The 3,107-nt window shown below is 48.7% G+C and carries 1 protein-coding gene; it reads right to left on the reverse strand.

The window, feature by feature from the left end; genetic code table 11:
• Nucleotides 1-3,107 (reverse strand): condensation domain-containing protein (locus MHN32_RS23350; RefSeq protein WP_239422963.1); only part of this gene is annotated, 3,107 nt, incomplete at both ends.

Raw genomic sequence — 3,107 nt, forward strand, 5'->3', positions numbered from 1 at the left:
ACGCTCAAACAACTCATGCAATAAACAGCTCGGCACCTCAACATCCTGAGCTGTACTATTCAACTCCGTGAGCAAATAAGACCGCTCTCGCTCACTTAAAAGCTCAACCTCCGCAACCTTCAAGGCCTTCGTCAACCCCAATAGCAAACGCTTATAATGTCCGCCTAAACGTGCCAAACTCGCCGAATTATAGTGCCCCGCCCCGCCTTCTAAGCGAATACTCAACCCTTCCGATACATGCGCCACTACCGTTAAGTCGTAGTTCGTCCCTTCCGTTGTCTCCGCTGTCGTAACCTCTAGCCCCGACTGCTCATCCGCTTCACTTAACTGCGCATCAACCGGATAGTTCTCAAATACAAATACGCTATTAAACAGAGGCTCTCCCAACGGCGACTGTTTTTGTATTTCATACAACGGATAGTAGCTATGCCCTTCTCGTGCCACTTGCTGTTCGTGCTGCGCCTGCAATAGCCCAAGCACCGTCTCTTCTGCACCGCTCTCTACAACCACCGGTACTGTATTGATAAACAAACCTAATATCGACTCGACACCCGCAAGACTTGCCGGCCGCCCTGACGTCACCGAACCAAACACCACCGCACCTTGGTTGCCATAGCGCTGCAACAACACACCCCATGCCGTTTGTACGACTATATTTAACGTCGTTCTCGCTTCCGCCGCCAACCGTTGTAACGCCGCCGTCTCTGATACACTAAACTCAATGCGATACTCGCCCTCTCCTGCTCCCACCTCTCCTTGCTCCGCTGGCAACTGAGTATGGCTACTCAGCGGTGCTAACGTGTCTCGCCAAAACGCTACCGTCTCCTCCTTGTCTTGCTCACTCAGCCACTGAGCATAATCTCTATAACTGTATTCTGGCGCTCCACTTGCTAACGGTATACCCGCACACAGCGCTTCATAACATTGCTTTATCTCCTTAAATACCAACGGAATACACCACCCATCCAGTAGCGCATGGTGGTAACTCCAGAGCAACGTATGTTCATCTCCTACATTAAATAAGCTAAAGCGCATCAGTGGTGCTGCATCTATCGCAAAGGCTTTGCGCTTATCCATACGCTGATAATCGTCTAAATAATGTTGCTGCTGCGCCTGTGACATCTCCCTTAAATCTTCTTCCTTCCAAGGCAGTACCGCATGTGCGCTCACCCTTTGATGCGCATTCCCTTGCTCTATTCCTACAAATGCCGTTCTAAAAATATTGTGCCGCTCTATTACCGCTAACCATGCAGCTTTAAATGCGCTTGCATCCAAATCCTTGAAGCTTATCCGAGTCTGCGTGACATAACTCCCTGCTTCCAACAAACCATGGAATAACAGCCCCTGTTGCATCCCCGTCGCTGGATATAAATCTGCAATATCCGACCCAATATCCCATCGCTCTAACTCTTCCGTAGTCACCCTCGCCAATGGAAAATCACTCGGTGTATAAGGCCCAACGCCCACCGCCTTACAATGCGTAATAACGTCTCTTAAGGCCTGCTCATAAGCCTTCATCAACGTCGATAGCGCTCCCTCGCAATAACACCCTGTGTCATAATTCAGCGTAAAACCTAAACTGCCAAATACCACCTTCCCATTTAACACCAGCTCTTCTTGTGCTATCCGAGCTGCACTTATATGTTGCCCTCTATTTTCCTCTGCTATGCTAAAGGTGCCCGTCTGTTTTACCGTTTGGTCAAACTGCCCTAGGTAATTAAACTGCAAAGCCGGCATCGTCTTATCCGCAAGCTCGCTATCACCGCACAGGTACTTTAATACGCCATAGCCTATCCCCGTATCCGGAACCTGACGGTATTGCTCTTTTACCGCCATCAAAATACCACCGACATCCTCCGCTGCTTGCACGCTTAGCTGCAATGGATACATACTGGTAAACCAGCCTACGGTTTGACTTAAATCTATTACCCCCGCAACTCCCTCACGCCCATGCCCTTCTAGTGTCACCGATAGCGTTTGAGCACCACTACAACGTTGATGAGCTAACCACAAAGCCGCCAAGAGTACTTCATTCACCTGAGTTCGATAACTCTGTGGCACCATCGTGAGCAAAGCCTGCGTCTCATCCTCACTCAATTGGATTTGTAATTGTCGCCGTACACCTGCTTGTACCTGCTCATGACCATAATGCTGTTGCCAACTATTATCTGCCTCTAGTTCTCGCCAATATGAGCGTTGCTGCTGAAGCCCTTCACTCTCGCTATAGCGCTGTAAGTGTCTTCCCCACTGTTGATAACTATGTGTCTTATCACCAAGCTGCAATGCTTCTCCCGCTTGGTATTGTTGATAGAGCTGTGCTATGTCTGACAGCAAAATACGCCAAGAAACCCCATCCACAACTAAGTGATGTATCACCAACAGCAAGCGTCCTGTACCCGCTTTGTTCGCCAAATAGACCAATCGTAATAACTCACCATCTATCGGTGATAAGCTGCGCTGCGCTCGCTCTGCAATAGCCGTTAAACTCTCTGCCTCTCCATCCCACTCATGCTGCTCTATGCAGTTTGATAGCGCCAATGCTTCCAAGGCTTGATACCAACCTCGCCACTGCCCCTGTGATTTATCAAAACTGAGCCTCAATGCGTCATGTCTCGTTACCAAAGCTTGCAACATCGGTATCAGGCATTGGGTGTCAAAATCCTCTGGGGTACTTAATAGAACCGACTGGTTAAAGTGGGCTAACGCCGTTTCGTTTTTGAAAAATGCCTGCTGAATAGGCAGCAATGGCATCTCTCCTATCACCGCCTCTTGTGCTATCGTGTATCCTTTGCTCTGCTTTACACACCGTGCTAATGCCACGATGTGTTGATGACGAAACAGGTCTTTAACACTAAAATACAGGCCTTGCTCCGCTGCCCGTGAGACTAGCTGAATTGATAATATTGAGTCGCCACCTAGGGCAAAGAAGTTTGCCTCACAGCTCAGTGACGCTTGCGGTATCTTTAATAAACTCGACCATAATTGCTGCAATTGCGCTTCTGTTTTATTTTGTGGTCCTCGGTAATGTGCTGTCGTCAATTCCGGTTGTGGCAAAGCGCGTTTATCAACCTTACCATTGACTGTAAGTGGAAATTGCTCCAACACCA

This window comes from Pseudoalteromonas sp. Of11M-6, assembly GCF_022347905.1.
In the GTDB taxonomy this organism is placed as follows: domain Bacteria; phylum Pseudomonadota; class Gammaproteobacteria; order Enterobacterales; family Alteromonadaceae; genus Pseudoalteromonas.